This is a genomic window from Peribacillus sp. NPDC096379, assembly GCF_044762875.1.
Lineage (GTDB): Bacteria > Bacillota > Bacilli > Bacillales > DSM-1321 > Peribacillus.
In genome coordinates, this window is record NZ_JBIWFD010000008.1 from 80,955 (window position 1) to 107,900 (window position 26,946).

25 protein-coding genes and 4 pseudogenes are annotated in these 26,946 nt (G+C 37.2%); 19 read left to right on the forward strand and 10 right to left on the reverse strand.

Going from position 1 to position 26,946, the window contains the following annotated elements; genetic code table 11:
- Window positions 1–184: 184 nt before the first annotated feature.
- Window positions 185–1,422 (reverse strand): annotated as a pseudogene (locus ACIQZI_RS22450) (IS110 family RNA-guided transposase).
- A gap of 797 nt (window positions 1,423–2,219) precedes the next feature.
- Between ACIQZI_RS22450 and ACIQZI_RS22455 the strand changes: the two are divergent.
- The 5 genes and pseudogenes from ACIQZI_RS22455 to ACIQZI_RS22475 form a co-directional block, all read left to right on the forward strand.
- Window positions 2,220–3,050: pseudogene (locus ACIQZI_RS22455) on the forward strand (DUF4822 domain-containing protein); the annotation flags it as partial.
- 68 nt (window positions 3,051–3,118) lie between these two features.
- A complete protein-coding gene (locus ACIQZI_RS22460) occupies window positions 3,119–4,570 on the forward strand; it encodes a sensor histidine kinase (protein WP_403077627.1) in 1,452 nt (483 codons plus the stop codon).
- Between the two features lie 16 nt (window positions 4,571–4,586).
- Window positions 4,587–5,282: a response regulator transcription factor gene (locus ACIQZI_RS22465; RefSeq protein WP_403077630.1), complete on the forward strand. Its 696-nt coding sequence runs from the start codon at window positions 4,587–4,589 to the stop codon at window positions 5,280–5,282.
- 28 nt (window positions 5,283–5,310) lie between these two features.
- Window positions 5,311–5,979 carry an ankyrin repeat domain-containing protein gene (locus tag ACIQZI_RS22470; protein WP_403077633.1) on the forward strand — a complete coding sequence of 223 codons (669 nt, stop codon included), beginning with the start codon at window positions 5,311–5,313 and terminating at the stop codon, window positions 5,977–5,979.
- 594 nt (window positions 5,980–6,573) lie between these two features.
- Window positions 6,574–6,777 carry a hypothetical protein gene (locus ACIQZI_RS22475; RefSeq protein WP_403077636.1) on the forward strand — a complete coding sequence of 68 codons (204 nt, stop codon included), beginning with the start codon at window positions 6,574–6,576 and terminating at the stop codon, window positions 6,775–6,777.
- Between the two features lie 27 nt (window positions 6,778–6,804).
- Here the strand turns inward: ACIQZI_RS22475 and ACIQZI_RS22480 are convergent, their stop codons facing one another.
- Complete coding sequence (locus ACIQZI_RS22480; RefSeq protein WP_403077639.1) at window positions 6,805–7,368, reverse strand: nitroreductase family protein; 564 nt, start codon at window positions 7,366–7,368, stop codon at window positions 6,805–6,807.
- A 169-nt stretch (window positions 7,369–7,537) separates the two neighbouring features.
- On the opposite strand from ACIQZI_RS22480, the gene ACIQZI_RS22485 reads away from it, so the two are divergent.
- Window positions 7,538–7,819, forward strand: coding sequence for an SDR family oxidoreductase (locus ACIQZI_RS22485; RefSeq protein WP_403077642.1), 282 nt, complete (start codon window positions 7,538–7,540; stop codon window positions 7,817–7,819).
- 379 nt (window positions 7,820–8,198) lie between these two features.
- On the opposite strand, the gene ACIQZI_RS22490 is transcribed toward ACIQZI_RS22485, so the two are convergent.
- From ACIQZI_RS22490 to ACIQZI_RS22505, 4 genes are all read right to left on the reverse strand, one after another.
- Window positions 8,199–8,891 carry an LrgB family protein gene (locus tag ACIQZI_RS22490; RefSeq protein WP_403077645.1) on the reverse strand — a complete coding sequence of 231 codons (693 nt, stop codon included), beginning with the start codon at window positions 8,889–8,891 and terminating at the stop codon, window positions 8,199–8,201.
- On the reverse strand, window positions 8,861–9,265 hold the full coding sequence (locus ACIQZI_RS22495; protein ID WP_403077647.1) for a CidA/LrgA family holin-like protein: 405 nt from the start codon (window positions 9,263–9,265) through the stop codon (window positions 8,861–8,863). The genes ACIQZI_RS22490 and ACIQZI_RS22495 overlap by 31 nt, the downstream gene beginning before the upstream one ends.
- 104 nt (window positions 9,266–9,369) lie before the next feature.
- On the reverse strand, window positions 9,370–10,023 hold the full coding sequence (locus ACIQZI_RS22500; RefSeq protein ID WP_403077650.1) for a GntR family transcriptional regulator: 654 nt from the start codon (window positions 10,021–10,023) through the stop codon (window positions 9,370–9,372).
- A 523-nt stretch (window positions 10,024–10,546) separates the two neighbouring features.
- The gene (locus ACIQZI_RS22505) at window positions 10,547–11,464 is read right to left on the reverse strand and encodes an AraC family transcriptional regulator (protein WP_403077653.1); all 918 of its coding nucleotides are present in this window, start codon (window positions 11,462–11,464) and stop codon (window positions 10,547–10,549) included.
- A gap of 236 nt (window positions 11,465–11,700) precedes the next feature.
- Between ACIQZI_RS22505 and ACIQZI_RS22510 the strand changes: the two genes are divergently transcribed.
- From ACIQZI_RS22510 to ACIQZI_RS22545, 8 genes and pseudogenes are all read left to right on the forward strand, one after another.
- Window positions 11,701–12,843, forward strand: coding sequence for an MFS transporter (locus ACIQZI_RS22510; RefSeq protein ID WP_403077702.1), 1,143 nt, complete (start codon window positions 11,701–11,703; stop codon window positions 12,841–12,843).
- Between the two features lie 90 nt (window positions 12,844–12,933).
- Window positions 12,934–13,578 (forward strand): NAD(P)H-binding protein, encoded by a 645-nt coding sequence (locus ACIQZI_RS22515; protein WP_403077656.1) that lies wholly within the window; start codon window positions 12,934–12,936, stop codon window positions 13,576–13,578.
- Between the two features lie 26 nt (window positions 13,579–13,604).
- Complete coding sequence (locus ACIQZI_RS22520) at window positions 13,605–14,078, forward strand: flavodoxin family protein (protein WP_403077658.1); 474 nt, start codon at window positions 13,605–13,607, stop codon at window positions 14,076–14,078.
- A 3-nt stretch (window positions 14,079–14,081) separates the two neighbouring features.
- Window positions 14,082–15,065: an aldo/keto reductase gene (locus ACIQZI_RS22525; protein WP_403077661.1), complete on the forward strand. Its 984-nt coding sequence runs from the start codon at window positions 14,082–14,084 to the stop codon at window positions 15,063–15,065.
- Window positions 15,066–15,102: 37 nt separating this feature from the next.
- Window positions 15,103–15,954: an aldo/keto reductase gene (locus ACIQZI_RS22530; protein ID WP_403077663.1), complete on the forward strand. Its 852-nt coding sequence runs from the start codon at window positions 15,103–15,105 to the stop codon at window positions 15,952–15,954.
- 497 nt (window positions 15,955–16,451) lie between these two features.
- Window positions 16,452–16,625, forward strand: a pseudogene (locus ACIQZI_RS22535) (VOC family protein); the annotation flags it as partial.
- Window positions 16,626–16,918: 293 nt separating this feature from the next.
- A complete protein-coding gene (locus ACIQZI_RS22540; RefSeq protein WP_403077666.1) occupies window positions 16,919–18,079 on the forward strand; it encodes an MFS transporter in 1,161 nt (386 codons plus the stop codon).
- Between the two features lie 24 nt (window positions 18,080–18,103).
- The gene (locus ACIQZI_RS22545; protein WP_403077669.1) at window positions 18,104–18,271 is read left to right on the forward strand and encodes a DUF4083 domain-containing protein; all 168 of its coding nucleotides are present in this window, start codon (window positions 18,104–18,106) and stop codon (window positions 18,269–18,271) included.
- 193 nt (window positions 18,272–18,464) lie between these two features.
- On the opposite strand, the gene ACIQZI_RS22550 is transcribed toward ACIQZI_RS22545, so the two are convergent.
- Together ACIQZI_RS22550 and ACIQZI_RS22555 are read right to left on the reverse strand one after the other, a co-directional pair.
- Window positions 18,465–18,590, reverse strand: coding sequence for a YjcZ family sporulation protein (locus tag ACIQZI_RS22550; protein WP_403077671.1), 126 nt, complete (start codon window positions 18,588–18,590; stop codon window positions 18,465–18,467).
- A 533-nt stretch (window positions 18,591–19,123) separates the two neighbouring features.
- Window positions 19,124–20,065: a BMQ_0737 family morphogenetic spore coat protein gene (locus tag ACIQZI_RS22555; protein WP_403077674.1), complete on the reverse strand. Its 942-nt coding sequence runs from the start codon at window positions 20,063–20,065 to the stop codon at window positions 19,124–19,126.
- 224 nt (window positions 20,066–20,289) lie between these two features.
- Between ACIQZI_RS22555 and ACIQZI_RS22560 the strand changes: the two genes are divergently transcribed.
- A complete protein-coding gene (locus ACIQZI_RS22560) occupies window positions 20,290–20,667 on the forward strand; it encodes a DUF3992 domain-containing protein (protein WP_403077677.1) in 378 nt (125 codons plus the stop codon).
- Between the two features lie 1,149 nt (window positions 20,668–21,816).
- A complete protein-coding gene (locus tag ACIQZI_RS22565; RefSeq protein WP_403077679.1) occupies window positions 21,817–22,266 on the forward strand; it encodes a DUF1569 domain-containing protein in 450 nt (149 codons plus the stop codon).
- 306 nt (window positions 22,267–22,572) lie between these two features.
- On the opposite strand, the pseudogene ACIQZI_RS22570 reads toward ACIQZI_RS22565, so the two are convergent.
- A pseudogene (locus tag ACIQZI_RS22570) lies at window positions 22,573–23,072 on the reverse strand (tyrosine-type recombinase/integrase).
- 260 nt (window positions 23,073–23,332) lie between these two features.
- Between ACIQZI_RS22570 and ACIQZI_RS22575 the strand changes: the two are divergent.
- Entirely contained in the window at window positions 23,333–23,785 is a 453-nt protein-coding gene (locus ACIQZI_RS22575; RefSeq protein ID WP_403077682.1) for a hypothetical protein, read from the forward strand.
- A gap of 372 nt (window positions 23,786–24,157) precedes the next feature.
- On the opposite strand, the gene ACIQZI_RS22580 is transcribed toward ACIQZI_RS22575, so the two are convergent.
- On the reverse strand, window positions 24,158–24,331 hold the full coding sequence (locus ACIQZI_RS22580) for a YjcZ family sporulation protein (RefSeq protein WP_403077685.1): 174 nt from the start codon (window positions 24,329–24,331) through the stop codon (window positions 24,158–24,160).
- A gap of 351 nt (window positions 24,332–24,682) precedes the next feature.
- On the opposite strand from ACIQZI_RS22580, the gene ACIQZI_RS22585 reads away from it, so the two are divergent.
- Both ACIQZI_RS22585 and ACIQZI_RS22590 read left to right on the forward strand, forming a co-directional pair.
- Entirely contained in the window at window positions 24,683–24,862 is a 180-nt protein-coding gene (locus ACIQZI_RS22585; RefSeq protein ID WP_403077688.1) for a hypothetical protein, read from the forward strand.
- Between the two features lie 51 nt (window positions 24,863–24,913).
- Window positions 24,914–26,320, forward strand: a complete 1,407-nt coding sequence (locus ACIQZI_RS22590; RefSeq protein ID WP_403077691.1) for a catalase — start codon at window positions 24,914–24,916, stop codon at window positions 26,318–26,320.
- Window positions 26,321–26,946: the final 626 nt, after the last annotated feature.

Sequence of the window (26,946 nt, forward strand, 5' to 3'; positions counted from 1 at the left end):
ATCGTTACATTTACAATAAGGATGTTTAAAAATTCTAGTCACACTATTCCGTTAAACCAGCTAATAGATTGTCAAGAAAAACATTTTAAATCGAAAATCACTTCATGCTATACTAAAAATGCACAACTCAAATAACCCTCCGAATCTAATTTGGAAGGTTTTGTTGTATTTGAAAATGTTGTTACTAAATTGCTTCTTGGAACGGTGTTTTCGTTTTTAACATCGCATAAATCCAGTGTAAAAGCTTATTAGCGCAAGCGATAATCGCTACTCTGTATGGGTTTACCTTCTTCGCGTTTTAAGTCGTAGAAGGCTCGTATTCTCTTATTGCGTGCTATAGTTTCGTCAGTTGTTTTCTTTTTACGGCTATCACGTATAGAGCAGCGAACGGCTGTATAAAGCATACGTCGAAGCCTAGCTGAGCCACGTTTGGTAATATGATTTTTTGTAACTTTAAAGCGACCTGATTCGAACACACTTGGATCAAGTCCTGCAAAGACAACTAACTTTTTAGGATGACTAAACCGATCAATTTCCCCAATTTCAGAAATAATCGTTGCAGCGATTTTTTCACCTACACCGGGAATTGTTTGGAGTAGTTCATATTCTTCAAGTTGTATCGCTAACTCATCAATCTCACGCTCGAACGAAGAAAGCTGTTGGTGGTACGCTTGAAGTAAATCTATATACATATTCAGGCTGACAAGAAGGCTATGATAAAGCGTTGACTGAAATGGGTTGCGCTCTGCAGCTAAAATCAATTCTTTAGCTTTCTCATGCGCCCAATTAAATGAACGTGCTTTACAATTTGCATCAATGAATTGTGCAATCTCTTCTCTACCTGCTTCTAGGACTGATTCAGAGGTAGGGTAGGCCTGTAAAGTCTTTAATGAAATCTCACTGTATAAATTACCAAAAACACCTTTATACTCAGGGAATACTTGATCTAATACTGCTTGTAATTGAAGCATTGTTTGAACCATAATTCCTGTCATATTTTCATGCTGCCTTGTTAGATGCCAAAGGTTTAATAACTGAATACCACGCTTTTTTTTGAGGCTCTAAGTCTTCTTTGTAATACATTTCACCTAAGTGATATGCATCAATGGCATCTGTTTTGGTTTTCCGTAAGCTAGAACTTTTCGCTCGGTAGGCTACCAACGGATTAACGATAATCACAATATACTCTCGTGCTTCTAAAAACTGAACAACTGGGGCATGATAGTGGCCCGTTGATTCTAAAACAACAGGTGGTTTCATCCCTGTTTGACGCTCTAAATCTAGTAAATAAGAGTGTAACTCTTCTAGACCCTCCACCGTATGTTCAACCTTCACACTGTTTTTATAGGGCATTTTTTTCTCCAAGAACATTTGAACCTGACTTTCACCTTTTGCGACATCCAGACCAACTACTGGATTCATGTATTATCTCCTCCTGATGTAATGGATTGACCGGTAACCTCTATCTACCTTGTCATTCATATCTTCGCTTGTTATACGGGATCACTATGCCCCAACCAGCCTAATCATGTGTTAACAAGTAGAGGGCGAACAGTTTAACGGTCGGGATCAAGTCCCACGGGCGCTTACGTTCTACCCCGGCTACTATCAATCTATAAACTGAATAAAAAATAGTCAACCAGATTTCTCTGGCTGACCTTATAATACGAAAGGGTGCTTTAGTGGAACAAGCAGCTAAAAGGATCTTCCAATCGAAGATCCTCTTTTATTGCCTATAAGTGACTTTATGTAAACTAGATTTGTATATAATATGCATGTGATACTTTAGGAACTTGTTCAACTAAAGGGCCAGATTGTGGAATACATAATTATAGACTTAACATTAAGAAAGGTGAACCGTATCATAAGTAAGTGCGGTTTATTGTCATCAATTAATCTAAATAGTGTTGAATGGTATATGGAATATTTCATATGCCTTTTTTTATTTACCGTTAGGTTTCACCTGTACGAACGCATAATGCATTTTTTCTCGAATTTATATTTTGTTTATATTTGCGATATATAGAGTTTAGAATTGAGCTTCATAATAAGGGGGAAGCAAATCATAAAGGAGTGAAAATACTATGAAGAAAAATTTGAAATTCGCAACACTAGCTATATTCAGTTCAGTCACATTACTAGCGGCATGCGATGAAACTACAAAAAATGAGGCGAACAATTCAACTGTGCAGAGTCAACAGGAAGAAGCGGTAAAACCTGAGCAACAACTTACAAAGGGCCAAGAAATGGCGAATGTACTAAGCGGTACAAATTGGCAAGGTACTCGTGTGTACGACAAAGATAAAAATGATTTAACTAAGGAAAATGCAGGGTTTATCGGTTTAGCAAAATATGATTCAGAGACAGGTAGATATGAATTTTTTGACGCGAAAACAGGTGAGACGCGTGGCGATGAAGGTACATTCTTTATGACAAATGATGGTATGAAGCGTATTTTAATATCAGATACGATGAAATATCAAGCCGTTGTAGAAATGACCGAATTAGATGAGGATATTTTCACTTACAAACGTATGGGTAAAGATACGGATGGAAAAGATGTCGAAGTGTTTGTGGAGCATATACCATATGATGAAAAAGATTTAGTCTTCACAAATCCATTTCAAAAGTTAACTACTTCTACAGGAAATATTAATACTGATGAAGATGGGGATAAAATTCTTAGTAAAACATTATGGCAAGGTACAAAGGCACTTGATGAAAAAGGCAATGATGTCACAAAGTATAACGAGAATTTTTTGAGTGTTGCAAAGTTTGAAGAAGGTACGAATCAATATGAATTCTTTAATATAGAAACGGGAGAGAGTCGAGGGGATTATGGTTACTTTGATGTGATACACGACAATAAAGTCCGTGCTCATGTATCAATCGGCAAAAATAAATACGGTGCAGCGTTGGAGCTTACAGAGTTAAACGACGACAAGTTTACTTATAAACGTGTTGGTAAGGATGCGGATGGTAAGGATATCACAATATTTGTAGAGCATGAACCATATAATGGAGATTTAAAGCCTTCATTTAGTTTTTAAATAACAAGAAAGTCTATTACTTGAAAAAGTAAAGAATCTCTTTTATAAATGGAGAAAAGGAGATTAATGTGACAATCAAAAATCGATTTTTAACTTCATATATTGGCGGTATCGTCATTGCAAGTGTCTCCATTCTCACAATTTTATGCATTGCTTTTTATGTGACGACAGGATCCGTTTCGACACCTAAAACATTGTATCAATCTTTTACGAAGCAACGCTCCTTGAGTTCTGAAGAGGAGCTTGCTTACGTAGAGTTACGTAATATTGCGAAGACAAATCCAGATAAGTTTCTAGCAGAAGATTTGCAAAAGAATTTGCAACAAATAGAGCAGAAGTCACTTGGAGTAGTTATTCGTCAAGATGATGAGATTTTGTATTATTCGAAGGAATTAGTAGAAGAGTCGCTTATCGTACATTTTCCAAGTTTTAATACGAATAATATTGAAACGAAAGGTACAATTGATAATGCGGGTAGACTGTATCGCTACATTAAGTTTGATTTTTATTATAGCGACAAGGCGAAGGGAAGCGTCCTTGTGCTGAAAAAGGAAAATAGTTTTTTGGAATTTCTTACAAAATGGGGAATAATTATTATTTTCATTATCCTTCTTGTATCCATCGCCGCAATGCTTTTTTTAAATCAACTTTTACGCAAGACAATTATTAACCCTTTAGAAAATTTAGGGCAGGTCATGTCTGAAATACGCGAGGGAGATTTGAGGGTCGAGACACCAACTTTACCTGTCAATACAGCAAAAGAAATCCAGCAGCTGACAACTAATTTTGAGAGTATGCGCACGGCAATATTCATCTCTAAACAAGAGCAGCAAAATCTTGAAAATAATCGGAAGGGACTAATAGCAAGTATTTCGCATGATTTAAAAACACCGATTACATCCATTATTGGGTATGTTGAAGGCTTACAGGAGGGGGTTGCTGATACACCTGAAAAGCAGGAGAAGTATTTGAAGACGATACATACGAAATCACTCGCATTGAATCGTTTAATTGAAGAACTCTTCCTCTACTCCAAGCTTGATGCAGAGGCAGTTCCTTTCTATTTTGAACGTATCCAACTTGCAAAGTTCCTCGCACATATGGTAGAAGAGTTTCAGTTATACAATCGAGATGTCCAATGTCTGTTACATGTTAATGAGGATGTATACATCTCTATTGATCGTATGCAAATGAATCGAGCATTTACTAACATAATCGAAAATAGTATGAAGTTTAAAAAGAAAACTAAATCTTTGTGTATGACAATAGAGGTAGTGGTAGTCGATGATATGGTTGAAATTCTTGTAACTGATAATGGGCAAGGGATTGCGGAGTCACAGCTTCCTTTCGTATTCGACCAGTTTTATCGGGGGGAAGAAGCGCGTACATCGACGACAGGTGGCAGCGGCTTAGGGCTTGCGATTGTTAAGCAAATCGTCGAAAAGCATAATGGTTACGTAAAAATTCAGAGTAAGTTACATTATGGTACGACGGTGACAATAGTAATGGAAAAGGCTTAAAGGAAGGTGTCAATGAATGGTGCCATACCGAATTTTAATCATTGAAGATGATATTAGTATTGCAGAATTACAGAGAGATTATTTAGAAATTCATCAAATTAAGGCAGACATTGTAATGGATGGTTTTGAGGGGATGAATCGAGCATTAAATGAGCCTTTTGATTTAGTTGTCATTGATTTAATGCTCCCTTCAATGGATGGTTTTGAAATTTGTCGTCGCATACGTGAAAAGAAAAATATTCCACTGATGATTGTATCTGCAAAAAAAGAAGATATCGATAAGATAAGAGGGCTGGGCTTAGGAGCAGATGATTATATGACGAAGCCATTTAGTCCGAGTGAGCTCGTCGCACGTGTACAAGCTCATATTAAACGGTATAAGCAGCTGACAGGTACAGGACAAACACAGGAAACTCTAGAGATGAAAAATATTATAGTTGATAAAACAGCACGTAAAGTATTCATTTTAGGTCAGGAAGTAGTTTTTACGACGAAGGAATTTGATCTACTCGTCTTTTTTATGGAGCATCCAAATCGAGTATGGACAAAGGAGCAGCTTTTCCGTCAATTATGGTATATGGATGATTTAGATGGCGATGTTTTTACCGTTGTTGTTCATGTAGGACGAATTCGAGATAAATTAAAAAAAGGAAAACTCTCTGAGCTGCCAATTGAGACAATTTGGGGAAGTGGATATCGCTTTAATAATTGAAAACCTCCCTGTGAAAGGAAGGTTTTACGTGAAATATCTTATATGGATTATTGCAACGTCCGTTTTATTATTAGTAGGATGTAATGATGGAGGGAATCAAGTGAAGCAACAGTCAGGAATTCTTATTGAAGCAGTAGAGAAAAATGATGTTGAAAAAGTCCAGGAGATTTTACAGGATACATCATATCCAATTAATGAAACGAATGATAAAAAGGAAACGCCGCTATTAATCGCGACACATGAAAATTATATAGAGGTGGCGAAGTTATTAATTGAAGCAGGAGCAGACGTTAATCAACAAGATAGCATTCAGGATAGTGCCTACCTGTATGCAGGAGCACAAGGTAAAACCGAGATTTTAGCGTATATAATCGAGCATGCAGAGCCGAATCAACAGATTGTTAATCGCTTTGGCGGTAATTCTTTAATTCCAGCTGCCGAGAAGGGGCATTTAAATAATGTGAAGTTGCTTTTAAAAGATGGCAAAGTAGATATCAATCATCAAAATGACTTTGGTTATACAGCATTAATCGAAGCAGTTGCATTGCGTGATGGTTCAAAGGTATATCAGCAAATTGTGCAGGAATTATTATCATATAATGCGGATAAAGAACTTCGTGATGAACTGGGGAAGACAGCACTTGATTATGCCAAAGAGCTGGACTATACCGAAATGGTTAAAATGTTAGAAGAGTAGTGGTTAGACGGGAATAGCGATTAGGTATATCCGTTGGATCCATAAAATTGAGAAGTACTGTAAGTAAACGAAGTATCCTAACGAATAGAGCCTATCCAAGACAACGAAGTTTTGGATAGGCTTTTCTTAATAAGAACGACTTGTTTCTGTTTTTATCGATATATATTTTAGGAACAGTTTTTTTTACAGCACAACAACTATCAAAAGAATAAAATCTAAGTAACTTATAATTTTATTCAGGGGTGAGGCAAATGAATAAGTGTATACTGTAGGTGGTTGATTGGATTGAAGATACACAATTTGATTAAGAAGAATTTAAAAGCAGGAAAGTAAATATCATATTTTGTAGTGGGAGCCTTCGTAGGTATTGTAAGCCGTATAATATAAGACATAGTAATGATAAAAAATTGTGAAACCTCATTTAGATATATTACGAAGAACCGTATCATAAGTAAATGAGGTTTTTAAAATAAACCGTTGGTATAAAAGCTGAACGGCTTATTTTATACTTTGAGTTTTTGTTTATTAAACTTGGGATTTAATATTTCGTATATAAATTCTTCTAGCACGATAACTTCAATTCTAGGATTAAAAATGTTTCGAACAGCCAAACAGATTATCTGCGGAGTGGAAGTGATGCAGATGCTGAAAAAAGGACAACCTCAACAAGGGGTGAAGTCTGTCCAGAGCGAGGTTGAATTCACCAATAAAAAAACACCTTCATATTTAATTTTAGGTACGATACCCGAATTAAATATGAAGGTGTTTTTATACGTATCGTTTTATGGTCAGCCCTAAAGTGAGGACGCTTTGATTATATTAAAATTATTTGAAAGAACCTTCAAATACGATTTCTTCTAATGGGCGACGACCTGATGGTGTTTCACGATCTTGTAATTCTGGAGAAAGCATTTCTTTTTCACCTTTGTACCCGATTGCGATCGCTAATTGTACATCAAAGTTTTCAGGAATATTTAATGCTTCTTTTGCTACATCTTTGTATATACCGCTCATTGGGTGAGTGACTAACCCTTCTTTAGCTGCTTGTAATGAAAGGAATCCCCAAGCTGTGCCAGCATCGAATTCATTTGAACCTTTTGTATTATCAGAAACGACTAATACTAATACTGGTGCATGTTTAGCCCATACTAAGTTTCCTTCCATTAAGATTGGGTGGAATTTTTCACGGTCAGCTTCAGTTTTAGCGACGATGAAGCGCCAAGGTTGGTTATTACCTGAAGAAGGGGCCCAACGAGCTGCTTCGAATAGTCGATTTAATACGTCGTCTGCTACTGGTTTGTCAGCATAAGCACGTGGAGACCAACGATTTAAAAATAAGTCTGCAATTTCGTGTTCAGCTGTACGGAAATCTTTTGCTTGGAATGTCATAATAAAATCCTCCTAGTTGTATCAATTTACCTTTCTAATTTTAAATAATATCAAAAAGTTTGCAAGTAAACCGACTTACGAAAAGTAAGCGTGTGATTTAATCGTACGATGGATTAGTGAATTTAATCGAATTTAAAGTGAAAATGATAAAAACGTAGGGAATTATTGTTTGAAAATAATTCCTTTCAATATTCGTGTAAACTCTGTAGCACCAGGTGCCATCGATACACCAATGCTACGCGGTGCACTTGAACAATTTGTTCTAAATGAAGCGGAATACGCACCACAATTAAGTTTGTTAAATCGCTTTGGTCAAGCTAATGAAATTACGCAAGCGAGTCTTTGGATAGTATCTGACTTATCTTCTTATATTACAGGTACAACGATTCATGCATATGAGGTTATACTTCAAGGTAATTATAAAACGAATGCCGATTTATACAGTTTGTAGGAATCGGCTTTTTGTATGCTTTTATAAAACGTTTTACATTTACAGAGGATAGCTGTTAATTATGCTATTTCTATCGATAAGCGTGGGTGAGACTGGTTAAGATTAACAACCTCATTTAGATTCATTGCGGTGAACCGTATCATAAGTAAATGAGGTTTTACCAAGGTTTTGTTACAAAGGTAATTATTGAGTGATTACATAAAGCAATTTAGTTCTGTTTAAGAAGGGCTTTCAGCGTTAGCAATTAGGTGAGTACAACCTTGCCAGATAAAAAGTCCAATTTCCAAAGAGCAGATAAAGGAAATTGGACTTCTTTTTAGTTGGTTAATCGAATACTTACATGTATAAGTAAACTTTATTTTATTCGTGAGAGAGTTTCTTAAAAGTGGAATAGCCACACAATAATTGGTCCTAAAAAGGTACCGATGATTGCACATAATGTCATCGCAACGGAACTCATCGAAAATGTGAGTTCACTGTATTCGGCAGCTTTTGAAGTTCCCATGGCATGTGCGTTACTTCCGAGGGCAATCCCTCTTCCAATCGGACTATGCACTTTCATAAATTTAAAGATAGTAGGAGCGATTATTGCACCAAATATCCCCGCAATCATAACACCGAAAATTGCCATAGAGGCATTTCCCCCCAGACCTTCAGCAACTTCTATCGCAACAGGAGTAGTAAGAGATTTAGGGATAATGGAAAGAATTAATGTATGATTTATTCCTAGTAGCTTAGCTAGAAGGCCAACACTGACCATTCCAGAAATAGCGGCGATTAAAACTCCACCTACTATTGTAAATAAATAATTCATTAAAAAACGACGTTGTTTATACAAAGGATAAGCAAGTGCTACCACTGCTGGTCCTAAAAGGGAAGTCACCCATTGCCCACCTACCATATAATTTTTGTACGGAATATGGAGCATTACAAGGATGATGATGATTACCGTCGTCGTAGTTAAAATGGGAAGTAAAAAAGGATAGGCATATCGTTTATACAATTTAGCCAATGCTAAATAAACAACGACGGTTAATAGAATCATGCAGAATGCGAAGAAAACTTGTTGCATTCTTTATCATCCTTTCTTTTTTGTGCTTTTTTCTCAAAAAATTGACTTGCAGTTCCTGAAATTGCAATGGAAATGATGGTACTTAATAAAACCGTTATAACGAGCAATGCACCATGAATAGAAAGTAACGAAGGATAGTTCATGATTCCAACGGTTGTTGGAATAAACAATAACATTAATATACTTATCAAATAAGCTGCTCCACTTTCAATGAACTTTACTGGAACAATTTTTAAACACAGACAAATAAAAAGTAATAACAGTGCTATGATACTTCCCGGAATAGCGAGATGGAAAAAGTTATGAATCGTAGTTCCGATAAAGGAAAAGATATATAAAATAACAATTTGTAAAGAAATGGTGATGATTTTCATGTTGTGTTGTTCCTCTTTTAGGAAACAACGTCCCTTCTTTCTTTTAAAAATGAATATTTAGTACATCAGCTAGAGGATGAAATTGTAGATGTTTCTCTTCACTCTCACTCCTTAAGATTTGTTATGATTGTGCGATGTGAGATATCAAGATGGTTTAAAACAGCATCCGTTGTTTGACGTAAATTCCTTGCTTTTAGACCCTCAATAATTAATCGATGTTCGTATGAAACCTCATCTAAGTTTTTTCCAGCCTTTAATGCAACGAACCCATACCAATTAACATGGTCGATAAGGTTTTGGATTAATTGATACAGCCGATGATTTTGACTTAGCTCAGCAAGGAACAAGTGAAAAGCTGAATCAGCATACATAAATTTTATAGGGTCTTTCTTAATGTCGGATAGTTGATTATCCATCTTCTCAATTTTCTCAATTGTTTCGTCATTAAGAAGAGGAATAAGTAGCTCGATGGCCAAAACTTCATTAGCCTTTCGCAGTTGAAAAATTTCATCCACATCTTGTCTATTAATGGTTTGGACCACAATACCTTTTCTAGGTATAGACTGAATCCACCCTTCTAGTTCTAGCTGTTGCAAAGCTAATTTTAATGGGGTACGGCTAATTCCAAGGCTTTCACTAAGTGAACGTTCATATAACATGGATCCAGGTTCGACTTTATGTTGAATAATGCCTTTCTTAATTTCATTATAAGCATGATCTTTAAATGACTGGGGTTGTTCTACCTTTAAGAAACTCATCAATTTTCATCCTTTATAAGCATAGTAGTTAAATTTTAAGGGATTATCAGTATTGTTAATAATCTACGAAAAAGGGAAAAGAAACAGTTGGTATCTGGTATACCAGATACCAATGAAAAAAGTATATCATTGGTTTCGTCTCTTTACAACCTTTGATAGAGGGCATAAGTTCTAAAAAACTAATTAATAAACCTCATTTAGACACATCACGGCGAACTATTCATATCTGGATAAAGTTATTCAACAATCGGGCGCTTTAATTGAACAAGCAGCAAAAAGGATCTTCCAGTCGAAGATCCTTTGGTCATTGCCAATAAGGGTGATTATGTAAACGCCTCTTAATAAAATAAGAGGCGTTTTTTAATCGAGCGTATTAAGCTAACGAAGCAGTTTAGTTTAAGTGAAACGATTCACAATTTATATGTCATTGTGTTAGTTACGACAAATTTTCCACTAAAATGCTTTTTGTAGAGTGTTGTCCTTTTCTTATACACAAAAGGACCCCAACCATAAGGAAGGGGATTCACAGGTTTATCGTTTTGTCTTGATTATCTCTCAACCGCTTTATATCTTCTTTAGGTGGTAAGCCAAACATACGCGAATATTCACGGCTAAATTGTGATGGACTTTCATAGCCGACCTGGAATGCAACATCTGCTGCATCCGCTGATTTAGATAATAACAGACTCCGGGCTTCTTGTAGTCTCAGTTGTTTTTGGAATTGAATGGGGCTCATTGCTGTTACCTCTTTAAAGTGCCGATGCAGTGAAGAAACACTCATGTTTGCTATTTCAGCAAGTTCCTCAATCTTAAAAGACTTTTCATAATTATTCATGATATGTTCAATCACGTCATTGATTTGACTGGTGGAACTTCCTTCTATTGCTATTTGTTTTAGCATTTCTCCATGTTCTCCTTGCAGAACTCTATAGATGATTTCTTTCCTAATTAGAGGGGCAAGAACCTTGATATCTTTCGGATTATTTAGAAGTCGAGCTAATCTGGTTACCGCGTCTAACAGAGATTGCTCTATTTTGCTGACATACATTCCTCGTTTGGCATTGTCCTTTTTGTCAACTCCCATTTGGAATTCACGTAACACCTCTAATATTTCACTCGGTGTGAATTCAAGTTTGAGAGCCAGATATGGAACTTCAGAAGAGGCTTCTGTTACTTGTCCTGAAATCGGCAGATTAACGGATGCAACAAGGTAATCGGCAGGACCATATTGAAAACGCTCCTGTGAAAGAAATACCTCCTTCATCCCTTGAACGACAATGCATAAGGAAGGCTTGTGAACTCCGTAATTTGGTCCAGTATCATTAGAGTAATGGGAGAAAAATAAAGACGGAATAGCGGTCATTTGAGTCCTGTCCCGTCCTGTGTTACCCTCTATAATTTTGGCGAGCTCAACTCTTTGTCTATATAATTGTTCAAACATAAAATCCCCCTTTATTCTTCATTCGTGATGGTCCCATTATAAGACTAATTCACTTTCTGCGTAAATGGTTGTGAGAGGATTATGCAATCATTTGACAGGATTGTGATACCAGTCGTATTTTCATTTGTTGCATAATAAGAATGCAAGTTATTGCACATCTTTATTTTTAACGAAAGTATTTCAAAATATAGAAAGGGAGTAGATAGAACACCATGAATAACACATGGAAAATATACATGCTAACCCTCATCAGCTTCTTGGTAGGCACCTCACAATTCGTCATCTCTGGCATTCTAGATAAAGTAGCTTCTTCCGTCGATGTATCATTATCAGCGGCAGGACAGCTTATTACCGTATTTGCTCTTGCCAACGCAATCGGCACGCCCATCATCATGGTTGCGACCGCAAAGTTGGACCGGCGAAAGCAACTACTACTTGCTCTTGCCATCATATTCCTAGGGATTGTTTCAACACTTGCTCTACCAGGATTCGGTTTTCTAATGGTTTCGCGGATCATTCTTGGAGTCGGAACTGGTGTCTTCGTCGTCACCTCTTATTCCACTGCAGCTAATCTTGCACTACCGGGAAAACAGGCTGGAGCAATGTCAAATATCGCATTGGGCTTTAGTGCCTCCCTTGTTCTCGGTGTTCCCGTCGGTCGAGTAATTGCTTCTGCATATGACTGGAAAGTGATCTTCTGGGGCATTGGAATTTTCACCGTGCTGGGATTCATCGCTATCGCAAAATCAATCCCATCTATGGAAAGTGAAGCGCCTGTTCCTCTAAGAAAGCAACTTGCCCTGTTAAAGAATCCAAAGGTTGCTATCGCCCTTAGCGTGACGTTCTTCGTGTTTATTGGCTATTCTGTGGTCAATACGTACACCACCCCTTTTCTGACCTCTGTCATGTCAATGGGTGAAGGGGAAGTGAGCACCATACTCTTTGCAATCGGCATCGCAAGTTTGTTTGGTTCCAAGCTGGGCGGCTTCATGGCAGATGGAATCGGTACTAACCGAACACTCCTCATCAGCATGATTGCACACGCTCTAGCGCTTGCTTTCCTGTCGGTTGCTGTGAAATCTACATTTGTTGCCATCGTTTTACTAATGATTTGGGCAATTGCTGCATGGGCATTTGCACCGACACAGAACTTCAACTTGCTTTCAATCTCACCGGAAGCCTCCGGGATCATGCTTAGTTTGAATGCTACCTTTGTGCAGCTCGGCTTTGCTGCAGGTGCTGGTATCGGAGGAATTGCAGTAAATGGATCATCAATACTAGCAATCTGTTGGATCGGAGCTGTTTCGGTCGTTGTGGCGATTGCCGTTATCTCTGTCTCCTTCAGGCTTACCAGCTCGTTAGCAAGTACGCGAGGATGATTTTTAAAAATGGTTATTGGTGCAACATAAGAGAGTTCCCAGGATTTAAATAAAATATTAGCAAAATTTATTAAGTCTGGAGTGTATATTATGAAAGTATTAATTTTAGGCGCAGTAGGTCAAATAGCCCGTATGCTACGAAATGAATTACTCAATAAAACTGACCATTCAATCGTTCTTTATGCAAGAAACGCCTATAAGCGTTTAAACGTTAATGACGATAACCGAGAAGTTATCTATGATGGTGATTTTAAAGACAGAGATAAACTAATCCATGCTATGAAAGATGTTGACCTTGTTTATATCAACGACATGGGTGACGATAAATCAACAAAAACAATTATTAATGCCATGAATGATGCAGGAATAAGAAGAGTAATCGCGGCATCGGTTCTTGGAATATATGATGAAGTGCCGGGAGCTTTCGGAGAATGGAATAAACGTATGATTGGAGGAAGCCCTAGAATGCAGTCCCAGATTGAATCAGCACGGTTATTAGAAAATTCAAAACTAGATTATACACTATTAAGATTGACATGGCTTTACAACGAAAATAGGAATACTAAATATATGATTACCCATAAAGGAGAGTCGTTTGTTGGTGCACAAGTTACACGTCAAGCTGTAACTCAGTTAATCATGGATATCATTGAAGAAAAAAGTGATAAATATTTTCAAACCAGTCTAGGAGTAAGTGAACCAAATACAGATTGGGCGAAGCCATCATTTTATTAAAATATAAAAGTTGAGGGGGCATATTTTTGAGACGTATATTTCTAAACGGCAGTATGAATGTTGATGGTAATACTGCTAGATTAGCAAAAGAAGTTTTTCAAGGTCTTGATTATATACCTATCAATTTCGCTGAGCATCATATTAATCAAATCGGACAAGAATCCGACGGAAAGCAAGATGATTTTCAAAATGTCATGGAACAATTAATAATGGCAGATGATATCGTCGTTGGTACTCCAGTTTATTGGTCAAGTATGAGTGGTTATTTAAAGACTTTCATTGATCGTTTTGCAGACGCTTTGGATGCCCCATTAGCAGATAAACGTGTTTATCTATTAATTCAAGGTACAGCATCTGATGATGCTATTCCTTATATTACAAATGTAATAAAACATCTCTGTCGCCGTTTCCACATGAATTATATGGGATTAGCAACTAATTCTAAGGAAGCAACCAAATTGCACAATCTAATGGATAATAAAAAGGAGAAAGGAAGATAAGTCATGAAAAAACGCCTAATAGGAAATAGCGGCTTGGAAATTTCCGCTATAGGTCTTGGTTGTATGGGAATGAGTAATGGTTATGGTCCGGCATCGGACAAGAAAGAGATGATTTCGCTGATTCATGCAGCCATTGATCGAGGAGTTACTTTCTTCGACACCGCCGAAGTTTATGGTCCATATGTGAATGAGGAGTTGGTTGGTGAAGCGCTTGAATCTTTCAAGGGAAAAGTGGTCATTGCCACTAAATTCGGTATCCAAATGGAAAATGGCAAGCAGGTGCTTGACAGCAAGCCCGAGACTATTCGGCAATCTGTTGAAGGCTCATTAAATCGCCTGAAAGTTGATACTATTGACCTCTACTATCAGCATCGGGTTGATCCCAATGTGCCTATTGAGGAAGTAGCCGGTGCTGTACACGACCTAATCAAGGAAGGTAAGGTTAAACATTGGGGGCTTTCTGAGGCAGGAGTACAAACGATTCGCCGCGCACATGCGGTTCAGCCTTTGACTGCAATTCAAAGTGAATATTCCATGATGTGGAGAAGTCCTGAAGAAGAACTGCTGCCTACTCTTGAAGAACTTGGAATCGGCTTTGTGCCGTTTAGCCCTCTGGGCAAGGGCTTCCTTACTGGAAAAATTGATAAAAATGCAACATTCGCTAGCTCCGATTTTCGAAGTATTGTTCCTCGTTTCAAACCGGAAAATATCGAAGCGAATCAGATATTGGTCGAACTGATAAAGAAGATTGCAGTAGGGAAAGATGCAACCCCTGCTCAAATCGCATTAGCATGGGTACTTGCTCAGAAGCCATGGATTGTTCCGATTCCCGGTACAAGGAAACTGGAACGTCTGGAAGAAAATCTTGGCGCAGCGGATGTTGAGCTGACTGCTGAAGAACTACATGATTTGAACGATGCACTATCAAAGATTAAAGTTTCGGGAGAGCGCTACCCGGCAGAATACGCAAATAGAGTGGGAAAATAAAATACACTCAAAATTTAATTAATAGGAGGAATTTTTTATGCAAAAAGTTATTTTAAACAATGGTGTTGAAATGCCGATACTCGGTTTTGGTGTTTTTCAAATTCAAGATGAAAAAGAATGTGAACAAGCTGTTTATGACGCTATTATGGCTGGTTATCGACTGATTGATACCGCTGCCTCTTATCTAAATGAAGAGGCGGTCGGCAGAGCTATTAAGCGGAGCGGTGTGCCAAGAGAGGAATTGTTTATTACTACGAAACTATGGGTTCAGGATACTGGTTATGAGAGCACAAAAAAAGCATTTGCCAATTCACTAAAAAGACTTCAATTGGATTATTTAGACTTGTATTTAATTCATCAGCCATTTGGAGATGTATATGGTTCTTGGCAAGCTATGGAGGAATTATACCGGGAGGGAAAAATCAAAGCAATCGGAGTAAGTAACTTCTATTCAGACCGTCTAATTGATTTAATCATTCATAATGAAGTTGTTCCTGCCGTAAATCAGGTCGAAACACATGTTTTCAATCAACAAATTGAAAGTCATAACTTTATGAAAGAGAACAATGTTCAGATTGAGTCTTGGGGACCGTTTGCAGAAGGAAAGAATAACATGTTCCAAAACGAAACTTTGGTATCAATTGCTGAAAATTATAATAAAACCGTTGCCCAGGTGGTTTTACGTTGGTTGACACAAAGAGGTGTCGTTGTGATTCCAAAGTCTGTTCGTAAGGAAAGAATCATCGAAAACTTCAATATCTTTGACTTTGAATTAAGCCAAGAAGATATGGAGAAAATTGCTACCTTAGATACGAAACAAAGCCTATTCTTTTCACATCAAGACCCTGAAATGGTGAAATGGATCGGGACACGTCAACTTGATATTTAATGTTCATTCTTATCAACAATCAAAATGATATTCTGGGTTTAGTCTACTCACCGAAATACTGTTGTTTATTAAGGTGTTGAATCCAAAAGAAAAAGCGTATGAATTCTACATACGCTTTTTCCATTATAGTCTGTTGAGTAAGGACTAGAAGTTTCTACAAAGGGACTCGGTTGCATGGGTACGATTTGAACAAAGCGCTCTCGAAAACCAAGATTTCATATGTTCGCTATCCGGCAGAATACGAAAATAAAATCAACAAATTGGAAAGGATGTTCTCTAGTATGTCTAATATTCAAGATCAGGTTTCATATCTGGCTGTTTCTTTTATCTAAACTACTTTTTAGTTATAAAAAAGTATGTGAAATAATGTACTTAAACTATAGGAGTGCTTTAATTCAACAACGTGACCACCAAATTGGTGGTCTTTTCAATGTGCGAAACTATACAAAATCATACGTTCATAAAACCCTCTACGTGAACTAACTAGCAGGTTAGTTCAAGAGGAATTTGCTTATTCCAGTTCAGTTATTTATTTTCAAGTTGAAAATATTAAAGAGATTTATGAAAATTTAGTAGGTAAGGAAGTTACTTTTATCGATGAACCACATGTTGTAGCGAAAATGGGACAAAAAGAAACATGGATGACATTTTTTAAAGATATAGAAGAATAATAATCGTGGTATAATATTTATAATAGAATACATAGTCAAAGGAGTATTGAAAGATTCACTTATGTTCATAAAAAAGGTTGGTACCTATCCATTGATCAGAAGAGGATTTAATTGAAATTCCTAAGCGGGATTCATTATCGATCCCTGTCCACGAATTATTTTTTGGTGCTTAGGCCAACTCTTCAGAGAAAAACTAGAAGAAGTTTGGAATGAATGAGAAAAGACCTAGCGAAACATGGCGGGCTATTTTTTATCGAGTATTTATTTTGCTTTTTAGAGAGGGAGTTAAATTTTTGGATAAACGCGTGTATATATTGGCGATTGTCTCGTTTGTTGTCGGGATGGTTGAATTAATCATTGGCGGTTTACTAGATATTGTCGCGAATGATTTAGATGTGAGTCTTGGGCAAGCGGGTTTCCTTATCACTGTTTTTTCTCTTGCATTCGCGTTAGCTGCGCCCATATTGTTAACAGTAACACAAAGAGTGGAACGAAAACAGCTAACTTTAATTACTTTGTTTATTTTTTTAATAGGAAATGTCATTGCTGTTTTCAGCCCTTCTTATAGTATTTTACTTGTTGGGCGTATCATTGCAGCTTCTAGCGGTTCATTGCTTATTGCTTTATGTTTAACGATGGTGCCAAATATTGTAACTGAACAATACCGTGCAAGGGCGATCGGAATTGTTTTTATGGGAGTCAGTGCCTCTCTTGTACTAGGGATACCAATTGGATTGATGCTTGGAAATGCTTTTGGCTGGCGGGCACCCTTTATCATGATCTCCATCCTAACCTTAGTCTCGATGGCGGGGGTGTTTTTCTTTCTGGAAAGAATGGTACCAAAGCCTTCTATTCCAATTGGAAGACAATTACGTACATTGAAAAATCGAAAAATTCTATTTGCCCAGATAACTTCCTTTGTCATGTTGACGGGTCATTTAACACTATATGGATACCTAACTCCATTTTTAAAAATGAAACTAGGCCTTGATGGAACATGGGTTAGTATTGTCTATTTAATTTTTGGAATTGCAGCTGTAGTTGGCGGGGGAATTGGAGGCTTTCTGGCTGACCGTTTCGGCCCCACACGTACTATAATATCTGTCATTATCCTTTTTGCGGTTTCGATGTTATCAATCCCTTATACAACCTTTGCTTTACCATTTTTCCTAATCTTGATGGTAATATGGAGTATGCTAAGCTGGGCGATCACACCAGCGATGCAAAGCTATCTGATCGAGCTGTCACCAGAAACCTCGGATATCCAGCAAGCCTTAAACAATTCGGCGGTTCATATGGGTATTGCTTTTGGTTCACTTGTTGGCGGAATTGTCATTGAGCAAACCTCTGTCGAGTTCAACCCTACAGTAGGTGGTGTGCTCGTCTTGATATCCTTAGGAACAGCAGCTCTTTCTGTCATGAATTATGGTCATCGAGAGTTCAAAAAAAGCTGATTTCCCTTTAGCATAGGAGAAAAAATGAATTCAGGAATAAATATGGGCGATATTATTTTTCAATTATTTGTTTTAGGAATTCCAATATTTTTTATAGTAATCCTATTATTATTTTGGAATTCTTCAAAAAAGAAAAAAGAACAATTAGACCGTATCGAAGAAAAGTTAAACTCAATGGAAAAAAAGAATTAATAAACTGTTCAACTAAGGATACAAAGGATCTTCGAGTCGAAGATCCCTTTTTAATACCTATAAGGCTGATTATGTTAAGTGCCTTAAGGTACTCTTTTCAATGTACGAAAGTATATAAAATCCTTTGTTTAACTAAAAAGGCTGGATTGTCGAAACAAAAAGGACGGCATTTAACGACCGTCCTTTTTGTTTATTAGCAGAAACCTCCACCAAATCCACCGCAGAAGCTAGCTCCAATAATGATTAAGAGGATGAACAATACGATTAATAAGGCAAAGCCTCCACCAAATCCACAGCCGCCATCTACACAACCTGACATATACAATCATCTCCTTTTGTTTTAAAGGAGGAATTTACTACTTACATGGACTAATTAATTGTATGTTTAAAATAATGAAATGACACAAATATAAGCATGTTTATATGATGATGTAGGACTTTTAACTATACTTTTAGTGAAGATAAGCTCACTCACTGAATTAATGCATGGCATAGAAATGGGGATAGACCCAACTCCAGGCATAAAAAATATCGATTCTCGACCACCAAATTGGTGGTTTTGCTGTTGAACAAGGTTTTAAGCAATTAGCTAAATCAAATTTTAAGGGGGGAGAGTAATTTTGCTAAAGTGCGAGAACTGCAACTCGCAATTTAGCTGGAGTAAAATCCATAAATCGTTTTGGTGGGCATTTGAACCAATTGAATGTGACAACTGTGGTACTAAACATAAGATACCCATTAAATTACCCCTTTAGATAAACAAATCCATAGGGGCAAAACATCGCAACTTTTTATAAACACCGTGACTTTATTTAAAAGCGACACAAACAATGCTTACCTTAAAGGTTTTTACTAATACCGCACATGTTTAAGATCTTCATCATTTAAATCTCTACGTGGTCTACAAATAGTACCATTAAGCTCAATGAACACATCTGCAACAGAAGATATACTTTGACAAATAGAAAGAATAATAACAGCCTCTATACAATGCATATTGTTATAAACCGAAGGAACAACATGTGCCTTACAATCAACATTGGTTATGGTACAGTTAATCTCTGTTTCTTGAGGAGCACATAAAACTACGGAATCCACTTCATAAAACGGAATAATACATTTTAAACAGGTTTTCCCATTGTGATTGATGAATTGAATGCAAATGAATCCTTGTTTTAAGAGATCAACTCTTTGTAGAAAAACAGTTTTGCCTAGCTGATTTATAACAGGAACAGTCACTCTATCTTCTGGACACGTCAATTCTGTACACGTTATAAAGCAATCATCATTCAAAGAAACTAGATTGCCGTGACAATCTGATAAGTGACAAATCGTACTCTTAATATCATTAACTGAATTTAGATCACATTTGTCATTTTGATAAAAGTGAAGCATTAATTTAAAATCTCCATAGCAGTGATCATTCTGCGCACTTTTTCCATTGCATTGAACTTCGATTGAATCAAGGTGTGTAAAGGTAGCTGAAAATGAACTTCCTTCGTTTATATTTGCTTGTTTTTCTCCATTAACAAACACAGATAATGAACTTCCACATCCTCTTTTAAAATTAATACAAATTGAACCTCCGATTTGGCTAAGTCCATATGTTGTCCATAGAGTGGACTTTCCCACTTCTCCACAAGGGATACAAAAATCACAGCATATAAGATCATCCAATCTTTTTTTCTTCAGATGAACAATTTTCTTTAACTTGATAACAAGAGAATTATTTACCTGATCAAATACTTTAGGGACCTTTAGACAATGCGTGGTTGGATTCTCATTTAACTGCATGTATTCTTTTGTACCTCCCTTCAGTGAAGACCTCTTTTTATTTATCTTATGTTTTTACATATTAAGAAGGTAACGAATTGGGCTTCATAACTAGGAGGTTAAAAATTCAATATAAATACAGATAAAGTCCAAACCATATCGAGTTTCAACACATGTAATAAATAGATATCAAAAAATTATAGAATGGAGATGAATCTATTTTGTGTCAGAGTTCTGTGGGGAACATGGGGGACGGAGGTTTTAGTTGCTGTGAGCCTAAAAATTTTGTACAAGATAAAATTTGTAATAATTTCACAGTTGCCGGTGATGATGTAGTAGGTGCGGAAACCCTTTTTGCTACAAACTCAAATGAATTAATTTTTTCATCTGGGTATGTCAAGAATGTTGGAAATTTCCCTATTACAGTACAATTTGTAAAAGGTGCAGATCCTATTACAGGTTCTGGAGGTACTATTGTCAGACAAACAGTCGTTCCATCCGGAGGATCATTTTCGTTTACAATTTCACGATTTGATACTATTCGTGCATTCGCAACTGGAGCTACACCAACTCTACCAGCTGCAGGTGAATTTTGTATCACACCTCGTTATATAATTGGTTAATTTTTTCTCTATAAAAACAGGCAGAGTGTCATCAATGGACACCCTGCCTGTTTTTATAGGGGGATCGTCAGGAAAATGCGGATTTACAACGCTAATCATTTTGATACAAGTCTTATGAGACATTGAAAAATCATTTAAAAAGGGATTTAGGAATGGAGTGAAAGTGATTTAGATTCAAAAAATTTATTCCTCACAATCCAACCCAAAAATACCTTTTAGGAGGTACGTGAACAACGTGCAGGATTAAGAGAGTGTACCACAGTCACTCTTAAAGCGTTGTCACGCTTGGGTTTAATCCGAATACATATTGCATAAAACTTGAATACGTAGGCCTCTTAACCCTTGGTATACAACGCAATTAATAGAATACTTGCCATACAAAAACATGTTTTATTTCTTTTAGTTCGTTTCTTAAGGCCCTTTCATATATTGCATTAGCATTTGCCCCTAGTAGCAGAAGCTTCATCACTTGTATAATTAGGTTTTGGAGGTGTTTTATATGAAGATTAAGGAAGTGTTAGAACTAACTCAAACTATACCACTTGCGACTATTGCGAAAGATCGTTTGACCATAGGTAAGGTAAAGCTACAGAAGCCCTAAAAGCATCGGGCTGCTATTGTCAGAACGGTGTCAAAGGATGGTTTTATGACGGTGACGAAAGCATTTTAGAAAAAAGTATTTATGATTTTGTAGCAACTAGCCAGCAGAAATCTAGCCCTAGAAAGTCTAATCCAAGCGAAAGTAATAGCAAAGTAAAAGTTAGCAACGAGCAAGTTGAAAGCTTGTTACTAGCTAGTGCAAGCGAGTTAGATGCTATAGATAAGCTATTGTTACAGAATGATAGTGCTAGCGATCAGTGAGTATACAGGGGCTTTTATTGGGACACTGATATCATTCACTTTTTGGATCATGTAAAGCATGGCAACAAGTCTGATTTGATGAATGAAATTGTACGAACCGTTTTAATGTCAAAAGGTTTACTATAGGTTACCCACTGTGAGAGCGTTCCTGATTGGAAAGGTTCTTACTTATTATCTTATTCAACTAACGAAGCAGGTTAGTTGAACAGTGTTGTTTAACTTGTGTTCAACTATCAAGCCAAATAAGTTAAGAAGGTTGACTCATTATAATTAAAGGGGAATGCACTAATGAAAAATATTTTTAATCATATGCATACAGCAGAAGTTTTAAAGCGTATTGACAAATTGAGTCCAAATTCACAACCGAAATGGGGAAAAATGGATGTTGCTCAAATGCTAGCGCATTGTTCATCTTTCCAAGACATTGCAATGGGAAATTCTTTTCCACCAAGGAGTTGGTTAGGAATAATAGTAGGGAGGTTTGCAAAACAAATCATTTATAATGACAAGACATTGCCCCATAATATGTCTACTATTCCAACCATTTTGATTGCAGATGATAGAGAATTTGAAACAGAAAAAGAAAAGCTTAAACAAAAAATTATCACATTTCAAAATAACGGACCAGAGAAGTGCACAACTCATCCGCATCCTTTTTTTGGGAAACTCACTTCTGAGCAATGGGGTAAAGGAATATACAAGCACCTTGACCATCATTTTAAACAGTTTGAAGTTTAAACATTGAAAACAAAATGAAACGATGTGCATCGTTAGTTGAAGAAAGTGTCTCTAAGCCTAATTACTAATCTCTTTCATAAGATGAACAATGCTTTGATTTATTCTCAATTCCTATTTGAAGCAACCAACAGTATGTCTTTTTATAATCTTTTGTTTTACCTTAAACGGGCGCGATTGTGGAATAAGCTTCACTTTTCTTCTTCAACTAACGGGTGCTTTAGTAAAAAAACAGACTTATCTATGGAATGAAGAGATAAGTCTAGACTTTTATGCTGAGAAACTTACGCATGTTCCTGACGATACCCCTTATAAAGAGAAATCCTTTAGTGTTTCGTCGATTTCGTCTTGCGTAATCCCGATATATCGTTTGGTGATCGACGGGGCGGAATGGTTAAAAATATTTTGTAGGAACGCCAGGTCTTTTGTTCTCCGATAATACGCATATCCGAAGGTCTTGCTCATCGTATGCGTACCGATGTCATCCCTCCCGATCACTTCTCCGGCCTTCACAAGCGCTCTATAAGCTTGTGTGGGTGTAATTGGGCCATTCCCTTCCGACTTGCAAACAGGTACTCTCCGTCGCTCATATGAGCTGTATAATCTTCAATTTCTTCTCTCAGCTTCACCGGCAACATAAATCGCTTTGTTTTATTCGTTTTTTTCTCTCGAATCACCACATGCGTTGTTCCTCGTACATCCCCAACGGTCAACGGAACCATATCGCTGACTCGAAGACCGGTATTAATCCCAAAGACAAGCAAAAAATAGTCCCGTTCGGAACCATATCGCCGTAGCGCCCATTTCATATCTTCGATTTCTTTGGCTGTTCGCAACAGCTGCACGTTCTTTTCTTTCGTGATTTTCCTCCAATATCGTACAAACAACGTATGATATGGATAGTTTATCAAGAGGGCCCAGTTATATCAACGAAATAAATGTACGAAAATATATGAAATCATACATTCAAAAAACCCCCTTGTTCAACTAAAGGGGCATTTATCCAATCACATTAGGCAGTAGTTACATAGCCTGAATTATATATCATATCTAAAGAGGAGGAATTATTTTGACTAATTATTATCAATTTACGCCATCGATCCCCGTAGTTGGTCAACAGGATATAAATCCTAATGACCAGAGGTTTTTTCCATTCCTTGGCCTTGGCCTTGGCTTTCTAGGCGGTCTTGCTACCGGTGCATTACTGGCTCCAGGTCCGGGATTTGGACGCTACCCTTATTACCCAAGACCTTGTTGTGCACCAGGTCTTGGTTTTGGCGGTCCTGGCTATCCGGGCATAGGTTTAGGTGGACCAGGTTCAGGATTTGGTTTCGCCCCAGGTCTTGGTTTTGGCGGTCCTGGCTATCCGGGCATAGGTTTAGGTGGACCAGGTTCAGGATTTGGTTTCGCCCCAGGTCTTGGTTTTGGTGGTCCTGGCTATCCAGGCATAGGTTTAGGTGGACCAGGTTCAGGATTTGGTTTCGCCCCAGGTCTTGGTTTTGGCGGTCCTGGCTTGTTTTAGATATGGTTGTCCATATTCTTATCAATAATTTAAAACTTTACTTCATTGTTTAGAAGTGAAATTGACTGTATTTAAACTGTACTCTCAATAGTGGAGTTTTATTAAACGAGGCGTTTCTACAAAAAGTGGAGACGTTTGTTTCTTATTCGACTAACGAACAGATTGTGAAGAAATATACTTAAACTAAAGGGTGCATTAGCGCCATAAGAAGGCCGCCAATTGGCGGCCTTTTTTACACTTTTTTTGAATGTATGAAAATATCTAAAATCATACATTCAAAAAACCCTTCTTCAACTAAGGAGTGGCTTTAATAACCATCTATAATTTAAAGAAGGACGGCCTATGACGGTCGTCCTTTTTGTTACTTATTTATTAGCAGAAGCCTCCGTAGCCGCCTCCGTAACCGCCTCCGTAACCATAGCCACCGCCGCCGCCGCCGAATCCACCGCCACAACTACAGCCAACAATGATTAAGAGGATAAACAGAACCACTATAAAGGCAAAACCGCCACCGAAACCAATACCGCCATCTACACAACCTGACATATACAAACATCTCCTTTTGTATTAAAGGAGGCACTTACTACTTGCATGGGCTAATTCATAGTATGTTGAAGATAATGAAATGTCACAAATATACGCATTTTTATATGATGCAGGACTTTTTATTTAATAGGTAATCACCTCTTTTGAGTGAAGATAAGCTCATTCATATGATGCATGAAATGATGCTGCTATCCTTATTCTACGGGTGCAATTGATTATAAGTCCTCTGTTTATTGAGCTGTAAAAGTGTTGCTACTTTCTGGACCCCAATTTTCTCCCCCAAAACCTTTTTTACCTCGTAAATTAACAAAGCAAGGCAACACCGTGTATTGAACCCCAGGTGTAGCATTCATGTTAAAAGTAATAATGAACCTTGTTCTTGAATTATCAACAGGCGTAATCATTGCCATATTAGATGTAAGACTATTCGTTGGAAGGAGCATCATGTCATCCCTTGCAACAGTAGCAATGTCTGAGGGTCTATCTAAATTATTTCTAAATAAAAGTAGAAGATACATATTCGAGGCTTAAAAATCATATCTAGTCATGATTGATGGAAAATGAATTTTGGAGGCCATGATAATGAATGAAAAAGAATCTAAACAAAAGCAAGCTTTATCAGAAGAAGACTATAATAAAAGAAAAAAGTTATCTAGAGACCTCTCCAAATGGACTAATGATGAGTCAGCTAAACTTCATTCACAGACAATCGGCTCTAAAGGACCTGTACTGGAACAAGATATTGTACTCCACGAGTCCTTACAAGAGTTTATTCATGAAAAAATATTAGAAAGACCGGTTCATGTGAAAGGATTTGGTGCATTTGGTTATTTTCAAACGATATATTCGATGTCCGAATACACAAAACTGAACTTTTTACAAAATCCTGATCATAAGGTACCTGTTATGGTTCGCTTTTCATTAGCTGCCGGTACGAAAGGAACACCTGATACTTCCAGAAATGTACGTGGTTTCGCTACAAAATTTTATACAGAAGAAGGTGTTTTTGACCTTTTATGTAATCATATCCCTGTTTTTTCTGTTCGTGATGCGATACGTTTCCCAGAATCTATTAGAGCATTATTACCTTCACCCAAAAATAACTTAATTGACCCTGATAGATTTTGGAGCTTTGTAGCAAGAGCACCCGAATCTATTCATTTTGTTGTACGTCTCTACTCTGACGCAGGTACAGTAAAAAGTCTTCGTCACATTCCAGGACATAGTGTGAATACATATATTTGGAGAAATGCTCATGGTATTAGAAAGTATGTTAAATACCATTGGTATCCATTTGAAGGTGTACAATACATTGGTCGCGAGGAAGCAAATAGACTAGCTGTTGAAAACCCTGATTATGCTGGTAAAGATCTATTCGATGCTATTGTGGGTGGTGAATCAGTGGAATATGGCTTATACGTTCAGCTCATGGATCCAGCAGATGAAGCACATCTTTCTTATGATCCTTTAGACGATACAAAAGTATGGGATGAGAAAGAATATCCTCTTATACCAGTAGGGAAAATGGTATTAAGTAAAAATCCTGATAATTATATGGAACAAGTAGAAAAGGTTGCCTTCTCCCCTTCAAATTTACTTGACGGTGCAGAATTATCTGATGATAAAATACTGCAGGGCCGAGCCAATATTTATAATGATTCTCAAAGAAGAAGAATTGGGCCTGAATTTCGTAAAGTACCAGTCAATCAACAGCAAGACTGGACAGCGACTAACCAAATTACAAGTGGTGAGGGAAGATATGTTGAAGGGAAACTAGAAAGAACTTCTATAACAAAGCATGATGATTTTGTGCAGGCTGGTGAATTCTATATGAAGTTAACTCCTATAGAAAAAGAACATCTTGTAGAAAATTTAGCTAGCGACTTGATAGTCATATCCGATGATATTAGAAAGAAAGTTATGGAGTATTTAAATAAGGTATCATCTGACTTGGCAAAAAGAATTGAGATACAACTAAAAAAACAATAAAGATATAAAAATCAAAATTTACTAAGACTAATGAACTTCCATGAGTGCTACCCATAAAGGGCGCGACAGTCGGTGGTACACCGTGGTCGTCGGAGTCAGACTAACGGATGGGCTCAAAGGCACCATAGTTCAACGACTATCTCCGCCAGCCATTAAACATTATGGACCCTGAACCCCATATTCATTCTCTGTGGTGCAGCGCCGGTTTTGCGCTGCATGGATGGCTAACGGGTGCTTCGTGAAAGAAGAATTTGCATAAAACACCCCTTTTTTATGCAGCTACCAGGCTCTTCAGAAGCTGAAAATGTTGATTCATCAACCATGTATAAAATCCTGAATAAACGATAAAAAACGACTAAAAGCCAAACCCCTGATACGCATGGGGGTGGCTTTTTTGATAAGTTCCAGAAATTAATTTTATGTAAACTAAAAACGAATATATAATTCACGAATATAGATAAAACGGAGTATATAGCATAGTCAGAGTCACTTTTCTTAAATTGTGACACGGGTACTTTTCTATATTGAGTTAAACCTCACATGGTACCTACATTAGTTGAGTAGCAATACAAATGTCCCGTTGATATAATTTTCAAAAAATAGATGAAAGGGGTCAGCAATATTGC